The 25,877-nt window shown below is 35.7% G+C and carries 21 protein-coding genes; 8 read left to right on the plus strand and 13 right to left on the minus strand.

What is annotated here, in order from left to right:
• Window positions 1–11: 11 nt before the first annotated feature.
• From M666_RS04580 to cobA, 5 genes are all read right to left on the minus strand, one after another.
• Window positions 12–1,112, minus strand: a complete 1,101-nt coding sequence (locus M666_RS04580; protein ID WP_024482467.1) for an ABC transporter permease — start codon at window positions 1,110–1,112, stop codon at window positions 12–14.
• 31 nt (window positions 1,113–1,143) lie between these two features.
• Complete coding sequence (locus tag M666_RS04585; RefSeq protein ID WP_025616373.1) at window positions 1,144–2,517, minus strand: CmpA/NrtA family ABC transporter substrate-binding protein; 1,374 nt, start codon at window positions 2,515–2,517, stop codon at window positions 1,144–1,146.
• A gap of 261 nt (window positions 2,518–2,778) precedes the next feature.
• Entirely contained in the window at window positions 2,779–3,537 is a 759-nt protein-coding gene (locus tag M666_RS04590; RefSeq protein ID WP_052085126.1) for a Crp/Fnr family transcriptional regulator, read from the minus strand.
• Window positions 3,538–3,550: 13 nt separating this feature from the next.
• Window positions 3,551–4,957 (minus strand): MFS transporter, encoded by a 1,407-nt coding sequence (locus tag M666_RS04595; protein ID WP_029447579.1) that lies wholly within the window; start codon window positions 4,955–4,957, stop codon window positions 3,551–3,553.
• Window positions 4,958–5,267: 310 nt separating this feature from the next.
• Window positions 5,268–6,038: a uroporphyrinogen-III C-methyltransferase gene (gene cobA, locus M666_RS04600; RefSeq protein ID WP_394331756.1), complete on the minus strand. Its 771-nt coding sequence runs from the start codon at window positions 6,036–6,038 to the stop codon at window positions 5,268–5,270.
• Between the two features lie 130 nt (window positions 6,039–6,168).
• On the opposite strand from cobA, the gene nirB reads away from it, so the two are divergent.
• The 7 genes from nirB to M666_RS04635 all read left to right on the plus strand — a co-directional run bounded on the left by nirB (window position 6,169) and on the right by M666_RS04635 (window position 15,532).
• Entirely contained in the window at window positions 6,169–8,682 is a 2,514-nt protein-coding gene (gene nirB, locus M666_RS04605; RefSeq protein ID WP_029447577.1) for a nitrite reductase large subunit NirB, read from the plus strand.
• A 41-nt stretch (window positions 8,683–8,723) separates the two neighbouring features.
• Window positions 8,724–9,104: a nitrite reductase small subunit NirD gene (gene nirD / locus M666_RS04610; protein WP_182246367.1), complete on the plus strand. Its 381-nt coding sequence runs from the start codon at window positions 8,724–8,726 to the stop codon at window positions 9,102–9,104.
• 24 nt (window positions 9,105–9,128) lie between these two features.
• The gene (locus M666_RS04615; RefSeq protein ID WP_029447575.1) at window positions 9,129–9,719 is read left to right on the plus strand and encodes a DUF4202 domain-containing protein; all 591 of its coding nucleotides are present in this window, start codon (window positions 9,129–9,131) and stop codon (window positions 9,717–9,719) included.
• Between the two features lie 36 nt (window positions 9,720–9,755).
• Window positions 9,756–11,606, plus strand: a complete 1,851-nt coding sequence (locus M666_RS04620) for a sensor histidine kinase (protein WP_029447574.1) — start codon at window positions 9,756–9,758, stop codon at window positions 11,604–11,606.
• 10 nt (window positions 11,607–11,616) lie between these two features.
• Window positions 11,617–11,979 (plus strand): DUF7009 family protein, encoded by a 363-nt coding sequence (locus M666_RS04625; RefSeq protein ID WP_029447573.1) that lies wholly within the window; start codon window positions 11,617–11,619, stop codon window positions 11,977–11,979.
• Between the two features lie 258 nt (window positions 11,980–12,237).
• The gene (locus tag M666_RS04630) at window positions 12,238–14,658 is read left to right on the plus strand and encodes a TonB-dependent receptor (protein ID WP_029447572.1); all 2,421 of its coding nucleotides are present in this window, start codon (window positions 12,238–12,240) and stop codon (window positions 14,656–14,658) included.
• A gap of 4 nt (window positions 14,659–14,662) precedes the next feature.
• The gene (locus tag M666_RS04635) at window positions 14,663–15,532 is read left to right on the plus strand and encodes a DUF4249 domain-containing protein (protein ID WP_029447571.1); all 870 of its coding nucleotides are present in this window, start codon (window positions 14,663–14,665) and stop codon (window positions 15,530–15,532) included.
• A gap of 26 nt (window positions 15,533–15,558) precedes the next feature.
• Here the strand turns inward: M666_RS04635 and M666_RS04640 are convergent, their stop codons facing one another.
• Both M666_RS04640 and M666_RS04645 read right to left on the minus strand, forming a co-directional pair.
• On the minus strand, window positions 15,559–16,332 hold the full coding sequence (locus tag M666_RS04640; RefSeq protein ID WP_029447570.1) for a patatin-like phospholipase family protein: 774 nt from the start codon (window positions 16,330–16,332) through the stop codon (window positions 15,559–15,561).
• Complete coding sequence (locus M666_RS04645) at window positions 16,329–17,036, minus strand: DUF1003 domain-containing protein (protein ID WP_029447569.1); 708 nt, start codon at window positions 17,034–17,036, stop codon at window positions 16,329–16,331. Before M666_RS04645 ends, M666_RS04640 begins: the two co-directional genes overlap by 4 nt.
• Before the next feature lie 97 nt (window positions 17,037–17,133).
• On the opposite strand from M666_RS04645, the gene M666_RS04650 reads away from it, so the two are divergent.
• Complete coding sequence (locus M666_RS04650; protein ID WP_158400209.1) at window positions 17,134–18,048, plus strand: alpha/beta hydrolase; 915 nt, start codon at window positions 17,134–17,136, stop codon at window positions 18,046–18,048.
• 2 nt (window positions 18,049–18,050) lie between these two features.
• Here M666_RS04650 and M666_RS04655 read toward each other — a convergent pair whose 3' ends face one another.
• The 6 genes from M666_RS04655 to M666_RS04680 all read right to left on the minus strand — a co-directional run bounded on the left by M666_RS04655 (window position 18,051) and on the right by M666_RS04680 (window position 25,838).
• Window positions 18,051–18,827 carry a M90 family metallopeptidase gene (locus tag M666_RS04655; RefSeq protein WP_029447567.1) on the minus strand — a complete coding sequence of 259 codons (777 nt, stop codon included), beginning with the start codon at window positions 18,825–18,827 and terminating at the stop codon, window positions 18,051–18,053.
• 6 nt (window positions 18,828–18,833) lie between these two features.
• On the minus strand, window positions 18,834–21,470 hold the full coding sequence (locus M666_RS04660; protein WP_029447566.1) for an MGH1-like glycoside hydrolase domain-containing protein: 2,637 nt from the start codon (window positions 21,468–21,470) through the stop codon (window positions 18,834–18,836).
• Window positions 21,471–21,720: 250 nt separating this feature from the next.
• The gene (locus tag M666_RS04665) at window positions 21,721–23,163 is read right to left on the minus strand and encodes an SLC13 family permease (protein WP_029447565.1); all 1,443 of its coding nucleotides are present in this window, start codon (window positions 23,161–23,163) and stop codon (window positions 21,721–21,723) included.
• Between the two features lie 2 nt (window positions 23,164–23,165).
• Entirely contained in the window at window positions 23,166–23,969 is an 804-nt protein-coding gene (locus M666_RS04670; protein WP_052206643.1) for an aspartate/glutamate racemase family protein, read from the minus strand.
• Between the two features lie 86 nt (window positions 23,970–24,055).
• Window positions 24,056–24,946, minus strand: coding sequence for a BPSS1187 family protein (locus M666_RS04675; protein WP_151198027.1), 891 nt, complete (start codon window positions 24,944–24,946; stop codon window positions 24,056–24,058).
• Between the two features lie 34 nt (window positions 24,947–24,980).
• Window positions 24,981–25,838, minus strand: coding sequence for a creatininase family protein (locus M666_RS04680; RefSeq protein ID WP_158400212.1), 858 nt, complete (start codon window positions 25,836–25,838; stop codon window positions 24,981–24,983).
• Between the last annotated feature and the right edge of the window lie 39 nt (window positions 25,839–25,877).

The following is a 25,877-nucleotide window of genomic DNA, read 5'->3' on the forward strand; positions in this document are numbered from 1 at the left end:
CTTTAAAGAAATTATATTCCTTCGTTTTTATTGAATGATACCATTTGCTGTACCATAAGCATCAGCCTATCTAAAAGAAATCCTATAATCCCGATGACAAACATGGCAACGATAATTTTAGCGTTAGAATCATTAGCCCCATTTTGAAACTCTTCCCAAACAAATAATCCCAATCCCGGACTTTGTGCCAATAATTCAATCGCAATTAAAACCATCCATGCTACAGAGAGTGTAATGCGTAATCCTGTAAAAATTAAAGGAAGAGATGATGGTAGTATTACTTTAAATACTTTTTGAAAAGTACCTAGTTTTAGCACTTTTGCCACATTGATATAATCTTTATCTACTGATGCAACCCCCATTGCCGTGTTTACTAAAGTTGCCCACATGGCACAAAGACCAACACTAATAAACGAGATAACAAAGGCGTTATCAGAGCTTGCACCTATATACAAAGTCTTTACAATCATAAAAACAAGCAAATACCATACTACTGGGGATACTGGCTTAAATATTTGTATAAACCAATTGAATGCACTCCGTAACGACGGACTCAAACCAATCACAATTCCAATAGGCACAGCAATAATCAGTGCTAACAGAAAGCCTGCGAAGACCGTTTTAATACTTGTTAGAACCGTATCTACAAAAGACGCACGCCCCGTGTAAATGATCGCATCTTTACCCTGTGCTATCAATTTTTCATTGGTAGCTGCCATTTTCGTGGCAAAAGCCTCTTTCTTTGCTTTTATAAGTTGATGGTCTGCTATTAAGGACTGAAAAGAAGCCCATACTTGTGTTGGAGAAGGCAAGGTATTAGGCTGGCAACTACTATCACCAGATGCTATACAAGCCCTTTCTGCATCTGCTGCTTCTTGACCTTGTTCTGACAAAGCTTTCTCTATTTTATAAGTAGCTTCCTTATTGTATAATGCCTTAGAGCCAAGATGCCATAAGCCTAAGAACAAAAGAATAGACACCAGTGTAATTCCTGTTTTCTTGAAAGACTTTAATACAACATCTTTTTCAAATTTCGCCTTGAAGAGTGTAGCTAGAGGCTTTAAAAATGTAAGGCCTTGGCTTTCTTTTTCCAATGTGATTTCTTGTTTCATCTTTTGTTCTTTTCCTTGGTTATTGTACTACTTAATCTTTGTTACCGATGGCAAAACTGTTAATGTATCCAATAGGATCTTTTGCATCATATGTTGTCCCATCAATAAAATCTGCGGTTGCCGGCTTATATCCATCTGTAGTTGGCACATCTGTTGCCGGTATTTTACCTTCCGCTACTAATAAGTCGGCTGCTTTTTTCCATACATCTGGTCTGTAGATATCTTTAATAGTCTCTTCATACCAAGCGGCAGGTTTTGCTTCAGGAATTTGCCCCCATCTACGCATTTGTGTTAAAAACCAAATTCCGTCAGAATAAAAAGGATATGTTGCGTTGTACTTATAAAACACATTAAAGTCTGGCATAGAACGCTTATCACCTTTTTCAAATTCAAAAGTTCCTGTCATAGAATTTGCCAAGACCTCTTCCGGTGCGCCGACATATTGAGACATAGATAATATTTTTACAGCCTCTGGTCTATTTGCAGGATCATCTAACCATTTACCGGCTCTAATAAGTGCTTTTGTAACTGCTACTGCAGTGTTTGGATTATCTTCAATAAATTTTTCTGTCATTACAAATACTTTTTCTGGATTGTTTTTCCAGATATCATAATTAGTGACAACAGGCACTCCAATTCCTTTAAAAACTGCTTGCTGGTTCCATGGCTCACCTACACAATACCCATAAATAGTTCCTGATTCTAATGTTGCTGGCATTTGCGGCGGAGGTGTCACAGAAAGTAAAACTTCGGCATCTATTTGTCCTTGCACATTTTCAGCGGTATACATTCCTGGGTGAATACCCGCTGCTGCTAACCAATAGCGTATTTCATAATTATGTGTAGATACCGGAAATACCATTCCCATTTTAAAAGGTTTACCGCTATTTTTATATTCGGTAACCACTGGTTTTAATGCATCTGCTTTTATTGGATGAACAGGTTTTCCATTTTCATCAATGGGAACATTTGGTTTCATCTTAGACCAAACATCATTAGAAACGGTAATTCCATTTCCGTTTAAATCCATAGAAAAAGCGGTGACTAATTTTGCTTGTCTACCAAAACCCGCTCCTGCAGCTATAGGTTGCCCTGCCAACATATGTGAGCCATCTAATTGCCCGTCTATAACACGGTCTAAAACATTTTTCCAGTTAGATTGCGCTTCTACAGAAACATAAAGCCCCTCTTCTTCAAAAAATCCTTTCTCTTTAGCAATTGCTAAAGGAGCCATATCTGTTAATTTAATAAAACCAAAGGTTAACTGAGGTTTTTCTATTTCTAAAGTGTTTGCTTTTACTTCTTCTGAAGACGTTTCTTTTGCTTTCTTCTCTTTCCCTCCGCAAGCCGAAAGAAGCATAGCTGCCATAAAAGAAAAAGCCACTTTTTTGATTACATGTTTCATAGTTGATTATTTATAGTTTTCTACGTACTAATACTTAATAATGACAAATATATAAGTACTTAAATTCAAATTTTATGAAATAGCACAGAAGCAAACCTCTTTTTATAACATAGCAAAACCTGCGATAAAACATATTTTAACCATAAATAACTAGCATATAAGCTATTAAAACAAAAACACCAATTACGTAGCTGTACGTAATTGGTGTTTTGTGATTTTCTATTCTAAACCAGTCTAAAATAAACCAGATAGAATATGTGGTTATAAATCTAAATAAAAGTTATGTTCAGAGATTTCTCTTTTGAGTAGCTCTACGTTTGTAATGCCAACTTTTTTCCCTTTTGTATGGATAAGGTTTTCTTTTTTTAAACTTGAAAATATTCGAATGACCTGTTCTTCTGTTGTGCCTGCATAATCTGCATATTCTCTCCTACTTAAGGCAAGATTTAAGAATCCGTTTTGATCTTTGAACTTCCTGTTGATATATAATAAGGTATCTACCACGCGTTCTCTTACCGTCATTTGCGATATAGATTTGACTTTTGCTTCACTTCTATTCAATTCATCAGCATAAAAAAGCATTAAATCATATGCAAAACTAGCATTACTCTTTAGCGCTTTTTGCAATGTATCTTTAGAGAAATAACAAAGTTCCGTATGCTCTAGCGCTATAGCCCCAATAGAATAATATTCTTCTGTACCAAAACCGCGATGCCCAATAATTTCTCCTTCTTTGGCAAAACGAACAATTTGTTCTTTGCCATGTATTCCCGTCCTATAAACCTTAACCTTTCCTTTTAATATAAAGAAAAGTCCATTTACAGGTGCGCCTTCGATGATAAATTGCTGCCCTTTTTTGCAAGTGATCTCTGTTTTTTCATTAGAAAATAGCGCCACCTGCTCTGAAGACACATTTCTATTGATAAGACAATTAGCATTCAAACAACTTTCACAAGCGGTGTTTAAAGCGTTATATCTTTTTGAACTTGCATTCCTAGTATGTACTGTTAGCGTATTCAATATCTTTACCCTGTTATTTATCTGCTAATTGTATATTTAATTTTTCCGAAGGAACCGCCTCTTCTGAAGTGGCAAATTTAATGGCTAAAGACAGTAATGCTGCCACTAAAATACACCCTCCAATTACAAAATACCCTGCTGAAACCGCAGAAGCTGAAGCGATGGTTTGTGCCGTTTTAATAGCCTCTTCCCCTAAACCTTTATTCGAAGAAATAGCGGCACTTTCTGCTACGGCAGATTTTGATTTTAATAATAAAGCGGCAAGAAAAGCTCCTACATTACCTCCTGCTCCTACGATACCCGATATGGAACCAATCGCTTTTTTATTGATAAATGGCACCACAGAAAAGGTAGCTCCTTCTGCCATTTGTACTGTTAAACTAAAAGCTATCAGAAAAATCATTCCTACCGCAAGACTCGTCGTCATTGAAAAGAATGATAACATTACCCCTTCTGCCGCTAGAATAACCGCTAAGAAAATAACCCGACCTCGTAAACCTCTACTATTTCCAAATTTATCTCCAAAATACCCTCCAAGTGTACGTGCAAAAATATTCATCAAAGCAAAAGAAAGGACCAGATTTCCTGCAAATGTTCTATCTAAACCAAATCTATTTTGAAGGTAATCATCCATTGTACCATATACCGTTAGCTCAATACCAAAACAAGCGGCATACACAAAAAATAAAATCCAAACTCTATAATCTTTTAACACACTAGCAAATGAAGCTTCATCTTTTTTGAAGACTGGCATTTCGCCTCGTTCTTTTAACTCTGCAAAATTTCCTTCCGGTGTATCTTTTGTAAAGAAGAAATACACTAAGCCCATTGCTAAACACAATATCCCAGCAATAACCATAGAATAACGCCAAGCAATTTCATCTGCTATCCCAAAACTCACTACGGCCGCAGCAATTAAAGGCATCCCTAAACGATTGGCGCCACCACCAAGATTACCCCATCCTGCAGAGGTGGCATTTGCCGTCCCCACAATATTTGGTGCAAACATAATTGACGTGTGAAATTGTGTGATTACAAATGATGCTCCAATAAACCCAATAAATAACCTACATACTAAAAACTGCAAGGGTGTTTGTACAAATCCAAGTAAAATTACCGGAATAGCCCCAAATACTAATAAATAAGTATAGCATAATCTTGGTCCATATTTATCACACAATTTACCAATAGCTAAACGAGCAAATACTGTTCCTGACACCGCTAGTATAATAGAATTCCATTTTTGAGACGGACTCAAGCCTAAATCTTTAACTACATCTGGCATAAAAGGCACGATACCAAACCATGCGAAAAAGCAAAGGAAAAATGCTAAGGAAGTGATCCAAAACGTTTTCATCTGGATGCTCTTAAAATCCCTTAAATTTAATTTTGTTGCTTTATTTGATGTCGTATTGTTCATGTCTCTATTTTTAAGAAGGTTAAACATTGTATTGCATACAATTCAAAAATAAGTATAAATACGTATTTATACGTACTAAAGAATAGAAATAAGTATTGTTGTACGTATTTTTATTGAAGTGTCAATTTTAGTGTGCTAATTTTATCAAAAAGAAAAAAATAGCAATCTGTGATAGCATATTCATCAGAAAGGATTGCTTCACGACTTATGCAAGTGGTTAAAAATGAAGACATTCACCGATATACAGACCAGTACTTGGATCAAGGCAGAACCAAAAATACTGGTCATATCGGCTATAAAAAATGGTTGATTATATGGTTGAATGTAATACCCGTTGTAGCTCTTCTTCAAAAAAGGAAGGATGTTCTGCCACCACATCACCAATAACTATGATACCAGGTAATGAAGTATCTATTTGAGCCAATTGTTTTGTTCTATTATATAAGGTTCCTGTGATACATACCTCTTTAGCCAAAGTACCATTTTGGATAATAGCAAAAGGAGTGATGCCCTTTCTATACTTGGAAATTTCTTCCGCAATTTCGTCAAATTTTCGTACCCCCATTAATATGACTAAGGTTGCTGCTGATTGCGCTGCTAATTTCAGATCTTGAGAAAAAGAACCATCTTTTTTAGTGGCAGTCATTACCCAAAAGCTACTACTAATACCTCTTCTGGTCACAGGAATACCTTGACTGGCAGGTACAGAGATGGCACTACTTACTCCCGGGATGACGGTTACTGGTATTCCGAAAGATTCTACATATTCTATTTCCTCACTCGCTCTACCAAATACAAAAGGATCCCCTCCTTTTAACCGCACCACGTGGCCATACTGGTAAGCGTTTTCCACAATTAATCTATTGATATCATCTTGAGTGAAAGAATGCTCTCCGCAACGTTTACCTACGTATATTTTGGGGATTGCTCCATCAATCTCATCAAGTAATTCTTTACTGATTAAAGCATCATATAAAATTACAGACGCCTCCTGTAACACCTTAAAACCTCTTCGTGTAATAAGGTCACTACTCCCAGGGCCTGCGCCTACTAAACTTACTTTTGGATTCTTGTTTGACATCATAATTTCTATTTTTTAAGGTGTAGAATTATTAATATGACAACAAAACTACGTATTTATTTTTATAAAATTACCTAAAATATACGTAATTATACGTAATTTTGTCTTGTAACATGATAAAGACGTACGTATGAAAACCGTAATCGTAGTAGGAAATGGAATGGTAGGGTATAAATTTTGCGAAAAATTTGTAGCCAAAGAAACAAGTGAAGATTATAAGCTTATTGTTTTTGGTGATGAACCAAGACCTGCCTATGACCGTGTTCATTTAAGTGAATTTTTTGAAAACCAGGATGCTAAAGCTCTAGAAATGGCTCCGGCAGCATGGTATGCAGAAAATGGTATAGAACTCATGGTCAATGAACGTGTTGCAGATATTAACCGCGAAGAAAAAACAATTACCACAGCTAAGAATCGAGATTTCTCTTATGATTACCTTGTTTTAGCAACAGGTTCTTCTGCTTTTGTACCCCCTATTAAAGGAGTAGAAAAAAAAGGAGTCTTTGTATATCGTACTATTGAAGACTTAGAAGGCATGCTCTCTTACGCAGCGGCCTTAAAAGCTAAAAATCCTAATGCCAAAGCTGCCGTTTTAGGAGGTGGACTTTTAGGATTAGAAGCAGGGAAAGCAGTAATGGATATGGGTCTAGAGCCCCATATTGTAGAATTTGCGCCCAAATTAATGCCAAGACAGTTAGATTCTAGAAGTAGCCAAGTATTACAATTAAAGTTAGAATCTATTGGTTTACACATTCATTTAAGCAAAGCAACCAATCAGATATTAGGAGACGATGCCATTGTTGGAATGGAATTTGGCGAGGATGATGTCTTGGATGTAGAAATGCTTATAATTTCTGCCGGTATTCGCCCCAGAGATGAATTAGGAAAATCTAGTGGTTTAAAAATGGGAGTTCGTGGGGGCATTGTGGTAGATCATAAAATGCAAACCTCCGATGAAAACATATATGCCATTGGAGAAATTGCCTTGTACAACCAAATGATATATGGTTTAGTAGCTCCTGGGTATGAAATGGCAACAGTTGCCGTAGACCAGATTACAGGTAAAACCGATAATATCATGGCTCCAGAGATTGATATGTCTACCAAACTAAAATTAATAGGAGTTGATGTCGCTAGTTTTGGCGAGCCTTTTATGCCCGCCGCTAAAGGGCATTCTATAATATTTGAAAATAAAACACAACACTTATACAAAAGAATAAATGTAAGCCTTGACGGCAAAAGATTACTAGGAGGTATTTTAGTCGGGGATGCTTCTGACTACAGCATGCTGCATCAAATTTACTTGAATAGTATGCCTATTCCTTCAGATCCATCACAATTAATACTTCCTGCTGGTGATGGTGGTGCATCTTTTGGTAGCGCTATGGATTTACCAGATACTGCTGTAGTTTGTTCTTGCGAAGCGGTAACTAAAGGACAAGTTTGTTGCTCTGTAAAAGATGATGGTAATGAAACCGTTAAAGCTGTTGCTAAAGCTACCAAAGCAACTACCGGTTGTGGTGGTTGCAAACCCATGGTAACCGATCTTGTAAATGAAACTTTAAAGTCTTTAGGTAAGGTTGTAAAAGAACGTATCTGCGAGCATTTTGATTATTCCCGTCAAGAATTGTATGACATCGTAAAAATGAAAAACATTCAAGATTACGATGAATTATTAGACACCCATGGAAAAGGAAATGGTTGCGAAACCTGCAAACCTTTAGCGGCTTCACTATTTGCAAGTATATTTAATGAAACTGCCAATAAGCAAGATACTATACAAGATACCAATGATAGATATTTAGCAAACATACAACGTAACGGTACCTACTCTGTAGTACCTCGTGTTGCGGGCGGTGAGATTTCTCCAAAGCAAATGATTGCTATGGGTAGAATTGCTCAAAAATATGATTTGTATACCAAAATTACCGGCGGACAAAGAATAGATATGTTCGGTGCCAAACTGCATGAATTACCATTGATTTGGGAAGAGCTTATCGCAGAAGGTTTTGAAACCGGACAAGCCTACGGAAAATCATTACGTACCGTAAAAAGTTGTGTAGGCTCTACATGGTGCAGGTATGGTATGGATGAAAGCGTAAGTTTTGCTATAGAAATAGAAAACAGGTATAAAGGCATTCGTTCTCCACACAAATTTAAAGGCGGTGTTTCTGGTTGTATCCGTGAATGTGCCGAAGCACGTGGTAAAGATTTTGGTTTTATCGCTGTAGAAGGAGGCTGGAATATTTATATCGGCGGAAACGGTGGTGCAACTCCTAAACACGCATTGTTATTGGCGGAGAAAGTAGATAAAGAGACCGCCATAAAATATGTAGATCGTTTTTTAATGTATTACATACAAACTGCACAACCCTTAATGCGTACCGCCGCCTGGTTAGATAAACTAGAAGGAGGTATTGATTATGTAAAGGATGTTGTGATTAATGATTGTTTGGGAATTGTAGATCAGCTAGATAAAGAAATGCAACATTTAGTAGATACCTATAAATGTGAGTGGAAAGAGGCCGTTGAGAATCCTGAAATTAGAGCAAAATACACTCATTTCGTGAATTCTACCGCAGCAGACGAAAATATAGAATTTGTGTCTTTAAGAGAACAAAAAATGCCGGCACCTTGGGCTTAAAATATAATGCATCACCTAATGTTGAACTAAAAGCTAATAAAATGATAGATTCCATTTTAAAAGAATACAATACAACCCCTATTGAGAATGTAACGGTGTGGTTCAAAGCTGCTGCAGTCACAAAATTTCCAAAAAATGGCGGTGCCTGTGTAAAGTACAATGAGAAACAAATAGCGGTCTTTAATTTTACACGTGAAGGAAAATGGTATGCGTGCCAAAACTTATGTCCACATAAAATGGAAATGGTGCTTTCTCGAGGTATGGTTGGCGAAGATATGGGCACTCCAAAAGTAGCTTGTCCTTTGCATAAAAATACTTTCTCTCTAGAAACAGGAGAAAATTTAAACGGTACATTATCTGCCATTTCAACTTATCCTGTAAAAATAGAAGATGGTTTTGTGTATATTGGTTTTTCTGAATAGCTTTGGAGCAAACCTAAGAATACTATGGCATCATCGGATAAATTAGAAAAGGCTTTTATACTTTTTGATAAAGCGAACGAGCAAGATCCCAATAAAGAAATTTTTGAAGGCAAAGAATATGCTAAAGAAGTACTTTATGCTATTCGGATGACTGAAAAGTTAAATTCTTTTGCTCCTAATGCATCAGAAGTATTACAGCTTACTGCTAGGTGCCAACATATTTGCCGATGGGAGATTGCCCGTGATTCTTATGAAATGAACAGAACTGGCTACCTCACATGGCGCCAAGACCTAAAGAAGTTTCATGCTAAGAAAGCTGGCGAACTGCTAGAAAGCATTGGTTATGATCAGGAAACCATTGACAATGTTGCTTTTCTATTAGAAAAAAAGCAACTTAAAAAGAATGAAGAAACCCAAACGCTGGAAGATGTTATCTGCTTGGTGTTTCTTGAATATTACTTTGAACCTTTTGCCCAGAAATATTCAGAAGAGAAACTGATTGATATTTTACAAAAAACATGGCGTAAGATGTCTAAAGAAGGTCAAGAAGCTGCATTAAAACTTCCGTTATCTGCAAACTCTTTGACCTTAGTAGGGAAAGCTTTGCAAGGCTAAATCTTTGTATTTTGCACTTTTATTAGTATCCATTACATGAGTAAACCAAAATTTGAGCAACCGCTAGACTCTTCTACCTTTTTGAGAATTCGAAAATGGTATTTGCTTGCTCTAGCCGCAATTGCACTTACTATTATTGTAGCTCAAATTTTAATACAAGTGCATTTAAACGCTCAACTTGATGATTCTAGGGTAATTAATGTAGCGGGAAGGCAGCGTGCATATAGTCAGAAATTAGTCAAAGAAGCACTGCTATTAAAACAGCCTGGCTCTGATAAGAAGCAAATACTTACGGAATTAAAAAAGACCATCACTACTTGGAAAATATCTCATGCGGCCTTACAATTCGGGAATGATTCTATGGGGATTCAAAAAGAAACCCACGAAGATATACTCGGCTTATTTAAAAAAATAACGCCACACCATACCGCAATGATTACAGCTGCACAACAGGTAATTGCTGAAGAAGAAAAATCAGGACTAAGCCCCACTGGTACTACGCAAAAAAATATTCAAACACTTCTTGATAACGAACGTACTTTTTTAAGGTTGATGGATGTTATTGTTAATGAATACGATAATCGGAGTAAAACACAACTAGAAAATTTAAAATTTAAAGAATACCTTCTACTTATCTTTTCACTACTCATATTATTTCTAGAAATCCTCTTTATATTTAAACCTCTATCACTTCAAATTAAAAACACAATTTCTAGGTTGATGAAAAATCAGCTAGAATCTGATGCCAATACCGATAAAATTCAGCAGCTATATCAGGAAAACGAAAAATCGCTTAAAGAATTACAAGAACTTAATTTTGTAATAGACAATGCAGCCTTATTTGCTAGTGCAAAAAATGATGGAAGCGTCGTATTTATCAGTAAAAAATTCCAAGAACTTCTAGCCTGCAATGATGAAGACTTGTCTAAGCCATTATCCGAACTTCTAACCACAAATGAAGGCCAGCAGCAGTACTTAAAAGAAGTTTTAAAAAGCAACCGTAAGACTATTAGATCTGAAGAAATTAATGTAGAAACCAGAAAGGGAGAAAGTATTTGGTTAGATATGTCTATCATACCACTACATCAATCTAGTAAAAAACAAAACGTACTTATTCTTTGTTCTGATATCACAGAGCGCAAACAAAACCAAGAAAAAGTTGAGCAGCTCATCAAACAAAATTTTGAAGATAAAATACTCCAAAAGAAGGTGCAAGCGAGTCAGATTGTTGAGGGGCAAGAAGAAGAACGAAAACGTATCGCTAAAGACATCCACGATGGAATTGGCCAGATGTTAACTGCCCTAAAGTTTAATATAGAATCTATTAACCTAGATAATAAAGATAAGACTGCAGAAAAAATTGCCTATTTAAAAACCCTCTGTTTCGATTTAATAAAAGGGGTTAGAACCGCCACTTTTAATTTAACGCCACCAGAATTAAAAGATCATGGTCTTTTTCCTGCCTTACATAAAATGACCTCCGAATTGGCCAAACTCACTGGAAAGAATATTCTTTTTGAAAACAAAACAGAAAAATTTATACGTTTTGATTCGCTCGCAGAAACCAATATCTATCGGGTAGCGCAAGAAGCTGTAAATAATGCCATAAAATATGCAGAAGCCAATTACATCTTATTAAGTATAAAATACACAGACAATGTCCTAAGTATTGTCATAGATGATGACGGCAAAGGCTTTGATGAAACCATCCTAGATAAATTGCCTAAAAACAACAGCGAAGGCGGTATGGGGCTTTTTTATATGAGAGAGCGCATTAGCTATATCAATGGTCGTTTATTTATTAATTCAATTCCAGGAGAAGGCACGCGAGTTACTATTAATTATAAAACTACTGCACCAGAAAAAGATGTAAATTTAGTCTCGTAAATTCACAGCCATGAAAATAAGAATTAAAGGAAATACCTTAAGATATAGACTTACAAAAAGTGATGTAGAAACCTTTTGTTCCACAGGTTTTTTAAGTGAGAAAACAGCATTTGCAACCACTCAGTTCTCTTATGAATTAATAGCAAAAGAAGGAATCTCACAACTAGAGGCAGACTATACCAATAATACCATCACCCTCTATTTTCCTAAAGCAGACACGAAAGATTGGGCTACCAATGAAACCGTAGGCTTTGAAAACATTCACACCACCTCTGCAGGCGATGCCATCAGTATTCTTATTGAAAAGGATTTTATTTGTATGGATCAAGCCTTAGAAGATCAAGCTAACCATTACCCAAATCCTAAGCTTTAAAAAGCTAGAATTTGACATTTTGAGCTCCAGCTATTAAAGAGACAATATAATAGCGAATAAACTTATTTCTACAACAAACAGGCTAAACATTAAATCAAAGTTAAATTATAGTCTACAAAAGACTATTTATGTTTTGTTTAACAAGAAAACTTAGAAAATAAACCTTAATTGCTGACGCATAGCTCTTAACGTTTATTAGAAACTATAAGTTTTGCAAAAACTAACCACATCCAAGTAATTGGACACAACTAGCGCTACTTGAAAACAAAACTACTCCACTCCGTATTCGTTATTCTTTTTATTTCGAACAGCCTATCAGCAAAAGAAAAACGGAATTTTACCCACAAAAAATCTACGCCTCATCAGGCAGAAAAATATATTGTAAGTGGTTATATAAAAGAACAAGGTAGTGGTGAAAATTTATTTGGAGTGTCTGTTTATATTCCAGAATTAAAAGTAGGTACCGTCACGAATGAGTATGGTTTCTTTTCTTTTACCGCCCCTAAAGGAAAGCATAGCGTAGTCTTCTCTTATATAGGCTTTACCTCACAGGTTAAAGAAATTGATTTAAATGCTGACTTGGAAGTATCCGTACATTTAATAGCATCATCCGAAGCCTTATCTGAAGTTGTGGTTATAGCTGACCAGAATGTTAAAGAAAGTAAAGTAACTCAAATGAGCGCTGTTCGCCTTAACCCTATGGATGTGCAGGATCTTCCTGCATTACTTGGCGAGAAAGATGTTTTAAAGACCTTACAACTCTTGCCTGGCATTCAGGGAGGCTCGGAAGGAAGTTCTGGCTTTTTTGTACGTGGCGGTACACCCGATCAAAATTTAATTATTTTGGATGACGCGGTAGTCTATAATTCTAATCACTTATTTGGTTTCTTTTCTGTTTTTAATGGGGATGCCATAAAATCTGTAGAAGCTTTTAAAGGAGGTTTCCCTGCCCGCTATGGCGGAAGGTTATCTTCTGTAATTAATATAGGTATGAAAGATGGAAATAAAGAAAAACTTTCTGGAAATATAAATATTGGACTAATTTCATCTTCCGTTGTTCTGGAGGGACCCATTAATAAAGGGAAGACCTCATTTATCATGAGCGGCAGACGCACATACGCCGATTTAATTGCGCAACCTTTCCTTGATAAAGATGAAAATGGCGGTTATTTTTTTACAGATTTAAACTTTAAAATACATCATGTCTTTAGTTCAAAAGACAAATTATATTGGAGCAATTACTACGGGAAAGATAAATTTTACAGCAAATACATTGATGCAACCGCTAAAGAAAAAACAAACCTAGCTTGGGGAAATATTACCTCAACACTACGCTGGAATCATCAATTTAATAATAAACTATTTGCTAATTCTTCCCTTATTTTCAGTAACTATGAATTCAAAATTAATATTGATAATGAGGATTTACAAATAGATGATTACAATGATAATTATTTATTTAAAACTAGCTCTGGTATCGATGATTATTCTGTGAAAACGGATGTTGATTACTATCCGAATAACAACCACAGTGTAAAATTTGGAGCCATTGCAACAAGACATAATTTTACCCCTCAACGACTTGTAATTAAGGATACCTACAGCGGTAATATTAACAAAATACAAGAGCTCAATTCTTTTGAAGGTGCCGTATATCTAGAAGATGATTGGAAGGTTACGGATAAACTCCATGTTTCTCCTGGTTTAAGGGCCAGTTACTTTAACTATAAAGCAGAAAATTACTTAAATTTTGAACCACGCTTAGCTTTGTCTTATAATCTAAGACCTGATTTAGCCTTCAAAGCATCTTATTCTAAAATGAACCAATACATTCATTTGTTATCCAGTTCTGGTATAGGATTACCAACAGATTTATGGGTTTCTTCTACAGACAATGTAAAGCCTCAAAGCTCAGAACAATATGCTATTGGAATTGCAAAAGATTTTCAAGAAAAAGAGTATTCCTTATCCGCTGAAGCCTACTATAAAAAACTAGATAATGTAATTTCTTATAAAGAAGGTGCTTCATTTTTAGCCCTTGACAATTTAGAAAGTGGGAAAAACATAAATTGGGAAGAAAATATTACCACGGGTCAAGGGTGGGCCTATGGCACAGAACTTCTCTTCAGAAAACAATCAGGACCATTAACGGGTTGGTTGGGATATACACTTTCTTGGTCTGAAAGACAGTTTGACGAACTAAATTTAGGAAAGAAATTCTTTGACCGCTATGATCGCAGACATGATATATCATTAGTAGGTATTTATAAGCCTAGTGAAAAAATAACCTTATCTGGAACTTGGGTGCTATCTACAGGTAATAATTATACGCTTCCTAACTTGCAACGTTTAAATAATTTAGGGAATTTTCCAATCAATACTAATTATAACTATAATTATGGAAATGAGGAATTTAGTTCTGGTAGAAACAATTTTAGAGGAGAAACAACCCATAGGCTAGATTTAGGAATTCAATTTCATAAAAAGAAAAAGAGCAACAAAATCCGTACTTGGGGAGTTTCATTATACAATGCTTACTCTAGGCAGAATCCGTTTATTTACACTCTGGATACTAAAAACTACGATTATAGTGACCCAAATGCCACAATTGAAAAAGAGCTCACTAGAATCTCGGTACTTATGTTTATACCTTCTGTAAATTACAACCTAAAATTCTAAGTTTATGAAAACATTAATCACCCTACTTTTTCTTATTTTAATTGTATTCTCCAGTTGTGAAAAAGTTATTGATGCTGATAACTTGTTAGATGCAGAAGAAAAGGTGTACATCTTAAGTTATTTATCACCAACAGATACTCTTTTAACCGTAAGCGTTTCTAAAGCATTACCCGCTATAGGTACAGCATTAAGCTTGGATGACACGGAAAACTACACGACTTTTATAATTGAAGACGCTATAGTAAACATAGCCGATGCTGAAGGAAATTCTGTACAGCTTCTATATTCTAGTGAAAATTCTATGTATTCCACAAGTGCAGAAAACCTTAAAATAACAGAGGGATCTCAATATTTTTTGGAGGTAATTACACAAGGAAACACCTATACCTCAAGTTGTAAAATTCCTAAAAAAGTAGCTTCTATTCTAGAGAATTTCGCTGTAGGTCAAGATGATTACGGTGTCTATACCGATGTAGATATAAGCTTTGAAGATATCGTGGGTACGGCCAATTTTTATATTGTTGGTGCCAAATACGAAGAGATATTTGAAGAAGAAACGTATAAAGGCTCACTATATTTTGAAACGGGTGGCTTTCTTACAGATGCTATCGGAGATGGTGTTATTTTAAATGATAAGACATCTACGTATACGGGATTTTTAGAAGAAGGAACTTCTGTTAAACTAACCTTACAGGTAGCAAACGTTGAAGAACTAATTTACCAAAATTTAAGAGCATCTTATTTAAATAGCCAAAATGATGGAAATCCGTTTGTAGAATACAGTATTGCTCCAGATAATATAGCTGGTGAAAACGGAGTTGGTGTTTTTGGAGGTTATCAACTAACTGAAAAAATCATAGAAATTCAATACTAGCTAAAAAATTACCTAAAGGTCCAAAATTAATGTTTCGCTGCTAATTTTAATTTAATAACCTCCATTTCATTGACAGTAGCGGCATACCCAATATCAAATAACTCTTGGGCTTTTTCAATATCAAAAATACCAAAATGAAAGGCGTCTTGGATTTCTATAGCATGGTCACACATTTTTAATCTTGGTGCTACATTGGTACTAATAGCTAATTGAAGGCACCTGTGTGCAATTTCTAAGCGGCTATTTACTTTCTTCCCTTTTTCTAAACCACTCACATTAGAACCAAATACAAACTGGCATTTTTCTTTGAGCACATCTACCGGTAAATTATTCAATATTCCGCCATCAACATACGTATTGCCATTAAAAACCACAGGTTTAAATACCAGCGGAATAGCGCAAGAAGCCATTATCGCAGGTAATAAACGTCCTTCCTTCATAATTTCATTGAATCCGGAATCTAAATTTGTAGCAGATAAAAAGAGTGGTATTTGTAGTTCCTTAAAATCGTGCTTAATATGGTAATACAGAAACTCATTTAAACGAGACATATCCCGAATAGATCTAAACTCCAAACCTAATTTAAAAATATGCAGAAAAGAGGCAGTTTTGGTCAGTTCTAAAATTTCTAAGGGAGCGTATCCAGAACAATATAAAGCACCAATAACAGCGCCACCACTAGTACCCGATACGTGGGTAGGATAAATGCCGTTTTCATTTAAGGCATGCAATACTCCAATATGCGCTGCGGCTCTAGCACCTCCTCCAGAAAGTGCTATCCCAATAGTAGTCTCTATCATTCTCTTTTTAGATTTAGCTGCTTCATAATATCATCCAACATCTCTACTTGTACTTGCTGAATGGTTAGAAGCTCTTGTTGTTGGTGTATGATTAAATGATCTAATTTCTCATGTAAGGTGCGTATCTCTAACTCTGCCTTTAAATTAATCATGTAATCTTTTTGTGCCCTTTCTCTATCCTTCTCTTCTTGCCTGTTCTGGCTCATCATTATTACTGGCGCCTGTAATGCTGCCAAACAAGAGAGTATTAAGTTTAGTAAAATAAAAGGATAAGGATCAAAGCCTTTGTTCATCAAGAAAACAATATTGGACGTAATCCATATAGCAATGAACAACCCGAAGATAATAATGAATTTCCAACTGCCCCCAAAACTAGCAACAGCATCTGCCAAACGTTGCCCTACGGAAAAATCTCCCCCCTCATCCGCCGTAATGCTTTTGGCAGTAATCATCTCATTGTTGGCAATAGTTTCCAATACATCATTCTCTAAGCTTGTTAACTCTCCTACTTCTTCAAGCAGATAGTTTGCTAAATATTTTTGACGGTAAAAATTAAGTTCAGATAATGCTATGGTACTTTTTTTAGTGAAGTCGGCGTGATCTTTTAGTATGCTATCAAAGATTGATTTCCTTATCGCTCCTCCTATAAATTTTTCATTAATCGGAAACTCTTTTTGAGAGATACTACTAACAAAGGTTTTCATTATCATGTATTTATGGTTCTTAAAAATAATCTTTTCTTTTAAGTCTAATGCCAAGCTTGGTATGAATGTTTACATATCTTTGCGTCATTTTAAACAAATGAATACATACTTTTCAACTTTACTTATTTTCTTATTCGGTTTAAATACCTGTTTTAGTCAAACCAGATATAAAGACGATATTTTTTCTGATGTTAGAATAAGAACGCTTGTGTATGCAGATACGTTAAAGTTAGATTTCTATGATGTCAAAAAAGATCGTGAAGAACTAAAACCGCTTGTGATTATTGTTCACGGTGGTGGTTTTGTGGCTGGTCAAAGAAATGGTGGTGACGAAAAAGGTTTAGGTAGGGCGTTGGCTAAAAAAGGATATGCGGTAGCTTCTATTGATTACCGTTTATCTCAAAGAAAGCAATCTTTTGGGTGTGATTATCGTACCTCGCAGAAAATGAGAACCTATTTAGAAACTGCTGCAGACTTAAATAAATCTATTTGGTATCTCACCAATTACTATAAAAGTTTTAATGTAGACCCCAATAATGTAATTCTTGTGGGTAGTAGCGCTGGCGCAGAAATGGTTTTGAATGCTGTTATCATGAAGAATCATTATTTATTTAAAACGATTTACTATAGCGATGCAAAAATCAAAGGCATCATTAGTTTTTCTGGAGCCACTTTAAATAATGACTATTTAACTAAAGAAAATGCAGTTCCTATGCTTTTCTTTCATGGTAAATTAGATGCTAAAGTACCTTATGCTCTTGCAGCACATCATAATTGTAACGAACGTTCTGATGGGTATGTACTTCTTGACGGACCTAAAATTATCACTCAAAAACTAAAAGAACTCAACGAATCCTACTCGTTATATGTAGACCTAGAAGGCGGACATAATTGGGCAGAATGGGGATATTCTTATAAAGATATCATCACCAATTTTTTATATGAAAATGTATTACACGGCGTTAAAATTCAAACCATAGAAACAATAACTCCTCCTCCTTCAAAAAAGTAAGGCTAGGCGCTATCTTGGGCATATATTTTGGCTAACAGGCGATATAATTGAGGATGCTCTTCTTTGAATTTTTCTGGTTGATTAAAGAAATACTCACTTACTACACTCAAAAATTCTATTTGACTGGTAGCACCATAAGGGTTGATATCAGAATCATTTTCTTTAATTTTTTCTATTTCTTGATGCATTAGATTTAACCACGGCAATACAAACTGTTGACTCATAATACTTTCCGGAAGACCATCTACTGCGCCATCTGCCTTATCAATCAAGTGGACAAATTCATGGATCCCCACATTATTCTTGCTGTCTTTAAGGGCAAAACCTGCACGCAATGCAGGAAGCGAAAGAATCATTAATCTATTCATATCACCAGAACCAACTTTGCCTAAAATATTGCGTTTCTCTCCTTCGGTTTGGTGGTCTTCATTAAATGAATCTTTGTACAATAGCACTTCATTAATATTACGATAGCGTAGTTCCGGAAACCCAAAAAGCGGAATGACAGCACTTGACGCTACGAGTAACCGATCTGCATCATCAATCTGTACTTTAACACCGGTGATAGTTACCGTATTTAAAAAGTAAAGTACATCTACCTCAAATTTGGCCTTATCCTTTGCATTTAATTCAGCATAAAACGAAACTTTCTCTTGCAGTATTTTTTTCCAAGCCTCAGGAAGCGCCTTTAATTCAAAAGTTTTTTTCTTAATCCAAATCCTCCAAATCATATACCCCAAAAAGAGTACTGGCAATAACCAAGCTATAAAATAAAACATCTGCTATTATTCTTTCTTGTTTATTTCGTCTATTAAATTTGCTACTAGAGAAGTCCACCCAGTTTGGTGAGATGCTCCTACACCCCGACCATTATCACCATCAAAATATTCATAAAAGAGAATTAGGTCTTTAAAACCTTCTCGCGCATAGATGTCTTTATGTAAGGCATGAACAATACGGTTATCATCTTTATCCTTCTCAAAGATGGAAATTAAACGTTTGCTGATCTCTACACTTATTTCTTTTAAGCTTAGTTTATTCTTGCTCCCTGTTGGGTACTCAAATTTTAAACTATCACCACCATAACTATGGTACTCTTTTAAGGCTTGTATAAACAAATAATTTAAAGGAAACCAAACAGGACCCCTCCAGTTAGAATTACCTCCAAATAAAGATGTGGTAGACTCATTTGGCTCATAATTAATGCTATAATTAACGCCATTAATATCTACATTATAAGGAGTTTCGTGTATTTTAGATAAGGATCTAATCCCGTGAGGACTCAAAAATTCTTTCTCATCCAATAGCACATTGACCAACCTTTTTAAACGATCTTTTGGGACTAATGAAAGTAACAAATCATCACCATCTGCATATTCTTGAACCACCGGATACTTCAGTGTTTTCATTCTATGGTTTTTAAACCACTGCACGGCATGGTTAAACTTAGGAAGTTTTTCTAAGGTTTCCTTTCGGATGCAAAGCACTGCTGCAATAGATAGCATTCCGGCAATAGAACGTATTTTTATAGAAGCAGATTTACCATTAGGAAAGAGTAACTTATCATAGAAAAAGCCTTCTTCTTCATCCCAGATACCTTCTGTTTCAAGGCTCAATTTATTTAATGCTTCTGCGATAAAGACAAAATGGCCAAAATATTTAATCGCCATATCATCATAAGAATCGTCATGCAATGCCAATTCTAAACTTATCTCTAACATATTTAAACAATAGAGTGCCATCCATGAGGTACCATCTACCTGTTCTAATGTACCGCCACCTGGCACACCATGACTACGATCAAAAACCCCGATATTATCAAGACCTAAGAACCCGCCTTCAAAAACGTTATTCTGACTGCCATCTATTTGGTTTACCCACCAAGTAAAGTTCAAAGCTAGTTTATTAAACATTTTCTTTAAAAAACGTAAATCGCCTTTGCCTGTTTGCTCTTTATCTGTTTTATAAACATTTAAAGTGGCCCATGCTTGTACCGGTGGATTAACGTCACTAAAATTCCACTCATAGGCAGGTATTTGACCGTTTGGAGCCATGTACCATTCTTTGGTAAATAACAATAATTGATGCTTGGCAAAATTAGCATCTACTAGTGCCATGGTCACACAATGAAAAGCAGAATCCCAGGCAGCATACCATGGATATTCCCAAGCATCTGGCATCAACATTATATCATGGTTCCGTAAGGTTTTCCATGAATTATTTCTACCAGACAACCTTTCTTTTGCAGGCACCGATGCCTTAGAATCTCCTAATAGCCATTGCTCTACATCATAATTATAGTAGTTTTTAGACCACAACATGCCCGCTAATGCTTGCTTTTGAATTTCTTTGTGTTGCACCTCACCAATAGTAGCTGTGTAAAAATCTTCGCACTCTGCAACTCTGGTATCAAAAAGGGTATCAAACGTATCATTAAAAGGGTTTTCAAGAGTTTCCTTTGTAAAACGAAGTCTAATCGTTTTAGATTCTCCACCTTTCAAATTCAGCTTATACAACGGAGAAAATTTCGTCCCTTCCGTACGTTTTGTGGCTAGTTTATAATCGTTTGAAGTTACTGCTTTATGAAATAAGTCTTTTTTATAAGGATGATCGTTTTTTGCTAAATAAACGCTCTCCATATTGGTTTCATTCTCTGTAAATAACAATTCTGCTGCTTCCTCAAAATACAGGTTATAATCTCCCACGTAACAATGCTCTACCTTAACAAAAGGGCTACCATTCTGGGTTTGCTTTTCTATTTTAGGCTTTTTTGGCATCTCCTTAAAATCCCAATAGTTACGAATCCATAAGGTGGGCAACAAATGTAATGGCGCTGCTTTTTTGCTCTTGTTATTTACCGTGATTTTAATTAAAATATCTTCATTATCGCCTTTCGCATATTCTGTAAAAACATCAAAATATTCGTCGTTATCAAAAACACCTGTATCTAATAATTGGTATTCAAGTTCCGTTCTATTACGTTTGGCATTTTCTTCTACTAATTTTGCATATGGAAAAGCTTTTTGTGGATACTTGTACAATTGCTTCATGTACGAATGTGTAGGCGTATTTTCAAGATAATAATACAATTCCTTTACATCTTCTCCGTGATTTCCCTGAGGTCCTGTTAATCCAAATAGTCGTTCTTTAAGAATAGCATCTTTTCCATTCCATAAACTAACCCCAAAGCAAATATTACAATAGCGGTCTGAAATACCTGCAATACCATCTTCTCCCCATCTATAGGTTCTACTTCTAGCATGCTCATGTGGAAAGTAATTCCATGCGTCTCCGTTAGCACTATAATCTTCTCTAACCGTTCCCCATTGACGTTCACTCACATAAGACCCCCATTTTAACCAATCTTTTTCTTCGGAATAATTTTCTTCTAGGCGTTTATGTTCTGGTGTAGTATTATTCATGTACTGATGTATCAAATTATATGCTATAGCAGCATAAAGAACGTTAAATTGCCCTTTATCATATATAGATCGTACATAAATATACTAATGTTTTGGAGTTGTTATAATAATCTGAAATTGGAAACCACTATTATTATCGAAAAGTTACTATTTATTCGTTTTTTTGAGAAATTACATTTTTCCGCCTGATGGAATTTTCTTTTGGTGAAAATTAAACAGACACCGCAAAGCAGAAAACTTAGTACTATACTTAGCTTAAATCCCAAATTAAAGGCAAAGCAAAGTATACAAATAAAGTTAGAATGATAATGGAAATCAGATTCATCCAAATTCCTTTTTTAACCATATCCTCAATTTTTAAATACCCAGAACCAAATACTACTGCATTTGGTGGTGTGGCTACAGGAAGCATAAAGGCACATGATGCCGCTACCGTTGCGCTTATCATTAAATAATACGGATGCACGCCTAATGTAGGCGCCAAAGAGATGAGCACAGGAAGTAACATTGCTGTTGTTGCTATATTAGAGGTTATTTCTGTTAAAAAATTTACAGCAAAAATTAAGATTAAGAGTAAGAAAATAAAAGGAACAGCTTCTAATGCTACTAATTTATTACCAATCCACAGGGCTAAACCACTAGTTTCAAAACCTAATGCCAAGGCCATACCACCACCGAAGAGTAAAACAACACCCCACGGTAATTTTACCGCATCTTCCCATGAAATTAATCCTTCCTTTTTCTTGCTAGATGGCAACACAAACAATGCTATTGCAAAAAATACGCTAATAATGGTATCGTCTATTTGTGGGATAATTTTTTGAAGTAAAAAAGATCTTGTAATCCAAGCAAAAGCAGTACATAAAAATACCGCTAAAACCATCTTTTCATCATAAGACATCTTACCCAATGCTTTGAACTGTGCATTAATTTCCGCTCTACCTCCCGGAAACTCTTTCTGTTGAAATTTGAAGGCAAATTTTGTTAAGTATTTCCAACACAGAAACAATAAAATTAAAGCAATAGGAAAACCAAAAACAAACCATTGATAGAATGTTATTTCTACTCCAAAAGTGGTCTGCACAACGCCTGCAAGCACCAAATTAGTAGGTGTACCAATTAAAGTAGCAATACCCCCAATAGAAGCACTGTACGCAATTGCTAACATTAATGCTTTACCAAAAAGAATGTTTTCGTTTTTAATCGTGTGTGGGTTATCGCGCAATTGCGAAACAATAGCCATTCCCATAGGTAAAATCATAACAGTAGCTGCTGTGTTAGAAATCCACATCGATAAAAGTGCTGTAGCAATCATGAAGCCCAAAATGATATTGGTAATATTAGTTCCCACTATTTTTATGATAGAAAGGGCTATTCTCTTGTGCAGGTTGCATTTTTCAATGGCAATAGCGAGAATGAAACCACCCACATATAAAAAAATATATTTATGACCATAAGAAGCGGTCGTCTGGCTCAGCGCTAAGCCGCCAGATAATGGAAAAAGCACAATAGGCAATAATGCAGTCACCGCTATTGAAATGGCTTCAGTAATCCACCAAATTGCAATCCAAGCAACAGAGGCTAAAATTGCTTTTGCTTTATAATCTAAACCTTCAATCTTTAGAAAAAAAAGAATAATGCTAAACACAAATGGCCCTAATACTAATCCGATACGTTGCTTTGAAATCTGCATGCCTAATTTTTTAAAATATAATCTACCCCTGCTTTTGAATGAATCTCCGTGGTATTAAACGCAGGTACTTCTAAATCTTCTTGAAAGATCATTAGCGGAAACTCTGTACAACCTAAAACAACTCCTTGAGCTCCTGCAGCTATAGCTTCGGCAATAATACCCAGAACATATTTTTTAGACTCTTTGTCAATGATACCGTAGGTTAGTTCTTCTTGAATAATCCTGTGTAGTTCTTCAATTTGCTTCTTTTTTTTCGGTACTAATACCTCAATTCCATTGTCCTCAATTCTTTTGGTTATAAAAGGTTCTTCCATACTGTACTTAGTCCCTAGAAACAGTACTTTTTTTAATCCTTTTTCATGGATTGCCTGAGCCGTAGCATCTGCAATATGAATTACAGGAAAATCTAATTTTGCTTGAACATCATCATATACCTTATGAGGGGTATTTGCACAGAAAAGAACAGCACTAGCACCTGCTTTATTTAAATTTAAAGCCGCAGTGACCAACATAGTAGCTATAGAATCCCATTTGTTTTCTATTTGATACCGATGTACTTCTGCTTGGTTAAGGGTATAGACAATTAAGGGTGGGTTGGTGTTATTTCCAAAATGATCATTTATAGTTTGATTGATGGTTCTGTAATAATCTATAGTAGAATGCCACGAAGTGCCGCCAATTAATCCTAGTGTATTCATTCTTGAATGTGTTTTAGTAGTGATTTTATGTTCTTGTATGGGTTCTTTTTCTACAAAAGCATACGATGTCAGTGCTAAAATCAAGAATCCCAAAATGTATTTTTTCATAGGTGTAATTGTTTAAATAAGGAATTGGAGCGAACAGAATTATTCAGAACGTATCATGAAATGGTAACTACTATTTAGATAGAATGTTAATTTCCTTTTCCAAGCAATGCAATCCAATCTGCTACATACGCAATATTCCGTATCCCGTTGGAATGTGCTTTTTTTCCATCAGGAACTTCCAAATCAAAAGCATAAATATGCTTTTCAGGAATATTCATGGCCTTATAGGTTTTAATAATTGTGGGAGCAGCAGGCTCTTTTACATGGTAGGTTCCATACCACCGATCAAGAGGCGTTTTACTGTCTTTAAAATACCAATCTGCAATCTTATTTTTTGCGGAATAATCCCATCCGCCAGAAAAATCAATAACTCGAGCAACCCGGTGTGTCTTGGCTATAAAGGCAGACATTCCACCTCCTTGAGATTGTCCTGCTAAAGCAATTTCTTCCCATTTTGGTTGCCCATTTTCCAAATACTTATCCCAATTGCCTTCTACATTTTTTTCTGATAGGTATAGCAAAAGCTTAGTAAGACGGTTAACTATAGCATCATACGAGGCATCACTGATCAATGAAAAAGGAGTCGTACCATATACCCTTCTATTTCTAAAATCTTCGGCACAATTAGCATTTTCTTCCAAGGCAGTACCCTTACAAATTTGAGCTATAGCGGGTGTATTTATGTAGGATAAATTAATAACATGGTACCCTTGTTTGAGCGCTGTATTAAAAAAATTCTTTGGCCCTCTTGAAGCAATACCATTTGTTCCTGGTATAAAAAGGAGCAATTTGCCTTGTTTGATAGCAGGATCATACGTCACAAAATGAGGCGTATCTGCCCTATTAATTCTGCTATCTGTTTGCGAAGGCTTAATATTTAAAACAATGTTTGATGTTGCTTCTACACCCACCTCTTGAGCCCCAGCATGAGCAAAAAACAAGGAAATAAAAATTAGCGTAAGTAAAGAGTTCTTCATTTTTCTATGGTAAAGGTTAACTATAAAATGTGTGCTATTCTTTAATAAGGTCATTCCATTTATCAATAAATTTGACCGCTGCTTGTACAGTGTTATTGATATTTTTCGCTCCTCTTTCTACGGTTGCCTCCTTAGGGTTTAGCTCTCCCCACACTCCCGTTTTAGTCATTTCTAATGTTGAGGTCTTTTTCCCTGTCTCTTCCCCTTTTAAGGCTTCTGAAAGAAACAATAACTTAGCTGTTGGTTCCTCATTAATTACTTTCGGAAGCATCTGCTCCAAATGTTTTGGAAGCGTTAATTTTGTTGCCGTAGCTTTATCTAACTGCACCAAATCTGGCATTAAATACAAAGAGTCTGAGGTTTCTCCTGTACCTGCATGACGGTCTAATACTTCTGGTTTTTTATAGGTATCTGATTTCAAATAAGGATGTATCGCCACCCCGAAATCTACAGCTACCCCTGCCGTTTTTTGTTTAATTTGATCTACTAAAAACGTAGTAATAGCCCTATTTCCTCCATGAGAATTCATAAACACAAAACGCTTAAACCCATGCTTAATTAAGGACACTACCGTTTCCATATGCACTTGAATAATGGTATCTGCCGATAAGGTAATTGATCCCGAAAAGGCCATATGATAGGGAGACTGCCCCGCCATTAGAACAGGAGCTACCAAAACATCCCGTTCTTGTGCGATAAGTTTGCATTGCTCAACGCCGTTTATAAAATCGGTACCAATAGGTAAATGACTAGAATGCTGCTCTAATGCCCCAATAGGAATAATAACCAAATCAGATTTTGTCAAAAAATCATCCACCTCAGGAACCGTCATATGAGGTAAATAATTCTTTACTTTTTTTTCGTTCCAAAGTGGATTTATTAAAGAGCTCATAGGCATAAAAAAAGAATTTAGTATAAATTATAGTACATC

The organism is Cellulophaga baltica 18 (assembly GCF_000468615.2).
Classification (GTDB): domain Bacteria; phylum Bacteroidota; class Bacteroidia; order Flavobacteriales; family Flavobacteriaceae; genus Cellulophaga; species Cellulophaga baltica.

What these genes read in the sequence shown, in the direction of transcription:
- M666_RS04620 (WP_029447574.1), top strand. Translation starts at nt 9,756, where the DNA reads ATGAGTAAACCAAAATTTGAGCAACCGCTAGACTCTTCTACCTTTTTG.
- M666_RS04645 (WP_029447569.1), bottom strand. Translation starts at nt 17,036, where the DNA reads ATGAAAACCTTTGTTAGTAGTATCTCTCAAAAAGAGTTTCCGATTAAT.
- M666_RS04650 (WP_158400209.1), top strand. Translation starts at nt 17,134, where the DNA reads ATGAATACATACTTTTCAACTTTACTTATTTTCTTATTCGGTTTAAAT.
- M666_RS04660 (WP_029447566.1), bottom strand. Translation starts at nt 21,470, where the DNA reads ATGAATAATACTACACCAGAACATAAACGCCTAGAAGAAAATTATTCC.
- M666_RS04625 (WP_029447573.1), top strand. Translation starts at nt 11,617, where the DNA reads ATGAAAATAAGAATTAAAGGAAATACCTTAAGATATAGACTTACAAAA.
- M666_RS04675 (WP_151198027.1), bottom strand. Translation starts at nt 24,946, where the DNA reads ATGAAGAACTCTTTACTTACGCTAATTTTTATTTCCTTGTTTTTTGCT.
- M666_RS04680 (WP_158400212.1), bottom strand. Translation starts at nt 25,838, where the DNA reads ATGAGCTCTTTAATAAATCCACTTTGGAACGAAAAAAAAGTAAAGAAT.
- M666_RS04615 (WP_029447575.1), top strand. Translation starts at nt 9,129, where the DNA reads ATGGCATCATCGGATAAATTAGAAAAGGCTTTTATACTTTTTGATAAA.
- M666_RS04670 (WP_052206643.1), bottom strand. Translation starts at nt 23,969, where the DNA reads ATGAAAAAATACATTTTGGGATTCTTGATTTTAGCACTGACATCGTAT.
- nirD (WP_182246367.1), top strand. Translation starts at nt 8,724, where the DNA reads ATGATAGATTCCATTTTAAAAGAATACAATACAACCCCTATTGAGAAT.
- cobA (WP_394331756.1), bottom strand. Translation starts at nt 6,038, where the DNA reads ATGTCAAACAAGAATCCAAAAGTAAGTTTAGTAGGCGCAGGCCCTGGG.
- M666_RS04595 (WP_029447579.1), bottom strand. Translation starts at nt 4,957, where the DNA reads ATGAACAATACGACATCAAATAAAGCAACAAAATTAAATTTAAGGGAT.
- M666_RS04585 (WP_025616373.1), bottom strand. Translation starts at nt 2,517, where the DNA reads ATGAAACATGTAATCAAAAAAGTGGCTTTTTCTTTTATGGCAGCTATG.
- M666_RS04635 (WP_029447571.1), top strand. Translation starts at nt 14,663, where the DNA reads ATGAAAACATTAATCACCCTACTTTTTCTTATTTTAATTGTATTCTCC.
- nirB (WP_029447577.1), top strand. Translation starts at nt 6,169, where the DNA reads ATGAAAACCGTAATCGTAGTAGGAAATGGAATGGTAGGGTATAAATTT.
- M666_RS04580 (WP_024482467.1), bottom strand. Translation starts at nt 1,112, where the DNA reads ATGAAACAAGAAATCACATTGGAAAAAGAAAGCCAAGGCCTTACATTT.
- M666_RS04640 (WP_029447570.1), bottom strand. Translation starts at nt 16,332, where the DNA reads ATGATAGAGACTACTATTGGGATAGCACTTTCTGGAGGAGGTGCTAGA.
- M666_RS04655 (WP_029447567.1), bottom strand. Translation starts at nt 18,827, where the DNA reads ATGTTTTATTTTATAGCTTGGTTATTGCCAGTACTCTTTTTGGGGTAT.
- M666_RS04665 (WP_029447565.1), bottom strand. Translation starts at nt 23,163, where the DNA reads ATGCAGATTTCAAAGCAACGTATCGGATTAGTATTAGGGCCATTTGTG.